This is a genomic window from uncultured Campylobacter sp., assembly GCF_938031315.1.
Lineage (GTDB): Bacteria > Campylobacterota > Campylobacteria > Campylobacterales > Campylobacteraceae > Campylobacter_B.
The window spans coordinates 1-1,705 of record NZ_CALHHT010000360.1 but is presented as its reverse complement, the minus strand read 5'-3'; the positions used below and the strand labels follow the sequence as shown (position 1 = coordinate 1,705).

Below are 1,705 nucleotides of genomic sequence, written 5' to 3'. Positions count from 1 at the left end.
CTTGAATACAACGAAGTAGATACCTGTGCAGGCGAGTTTGCGGCGCTTACCCCGTATCTGTATTCCAGCACCAACATAACGCCCGCCATCGCAAGTCGTAAAATTTCAAAAGATAATAAAAAAGTCCTCATCATTGGCGGCGGTCCGAACCGCATAGGCCAAGGCATCGAGTTTGACTACTGCTGCGTGCACGCCAGCTACGCTCTGCGCGATATGGGGATCACCACGATAATGTATAACTGCAACCCCGAAACCGTCAGCACCGACTACGACACGAGCGATATTTTATACTTCGAGCCGATCGATTTCGAGCACGTTAGAGCGGTCATCGAGGCTGAGAGCCCTGACGGCGTGATCGTGCATTTCGGCGGCCAAACTCCGCTAAAGCTCGCCAAACGCCTAAGCACCGTGGGAGCCAAGATCATCGGCACGAGCGCGCGCACGATAGACGTAGCGGAGGATCGCAAAAAATTTAGCGAGTTTATCGCAAGTATCGGCGTCAAACAGCCGAAAAACGATACCGCCGTAAGCGAAGCCGAGGCGATCGAAAAGGCCGCTGCGATCGGCTACCCCGTGCTCGTGCGCCCTAGCTACGTGCTCGGCGGTCGTGCGATGCGGCGCGTGCATAGCGAAGCGGAGCTTAGGCAGTATATGAGCGAGGCGGTGCGCGTGAGCCACCACTCGCCCGTGCTGATAGATAAATTTTTACTTGACGCGACAGAGCTTGATGTTGATGCGATCTGCGACGGACGCGACGTATATATCGGCGCGATAATGGAGCATATCGAAGAGGCGGGCATTCACAGCGGCGATAGCGCGAGCATTTTGCCGCCGCTTAGCCTAAGCGCGGAGATGATCGATCTGGTAAGCCGCCAAACCAAAGAGATCGCGCTAAATCTCGGCGTCGTGGGGCTTATGAATATTCAATTCGCGATTTTTGAAAATGAGCTTTACATCATCGAGGTAAATCCTCGCGCGAGCCGCACCGTGCCGTTTGTGAGCAAGGCGAGCGGAATTCCGATGGCTAAGGTCGCTACCCGCGTAATGTGGCAAGGGGGTCTGCGCGAGGCTTTGAAATTTTACGACGAGTTCGGCGTGCTGGTCGAAGATAAGGGAATTTTAAAGCCGCGTATTAAAAACCATATCTGCGTCAAAGAGAGCGTCTTTCCTTTCAACAAGCTTGCAGGCGCGGATCTGATCCTGGGGCCTGAGATGAAAAGCACCGGCGAGGTGATGGGTATCGGCGAAAATTTCGCCAAAAGCTTTGCTAAATCGCAAATCGGCGCGAGCAACGCACTTCCAAGCGGCGGCAAGGTATTTTTGTCGCTAGCCGATCACGACAAGCTGCGAGCCGTGGAGCTTGCACGCGCACTTACGGGCGCGGGCTTTAGTATCGCCGCTACGAGCGGCACTCACAAGCTACTGGGCGAAAACGACGTAGAGTGCGAGTTTGTCTATAAAATCAGCGAGGGTCGCCCAAATATCGAGGACAAACTCAAAAACGGCGAAATTTCGCTCGTCATCAACACCAGCGATAGCAAATCAAACTCTACCGACGCCGCAAAGATCCGCCAGAGCGTGCTGCGCTTTAGGCTGCCGTATTTTACGACGATGAAGGCGGCGATCGCCGCTACGCGCTCGATCTGCTCGATAAAGGACGACTCTGCGCTTGAAGTTAAAACGCTACAGGAGTATCTAAGCGGCA

The 1,705-nt window shown here is 54.2% G+C and carries 1 protein-coding gene; it reads left to right on the top strand.

What is annotated here, in order from left to right:
- A partial coding sequence (gene carB, locus Q0236_RS08615; protein ID WP_297916919.1) for a carbamoyl-phosphate synthase large subunit occupies positions 1–1,705 on the top strand: 1,705 nt, incomplete at both ends.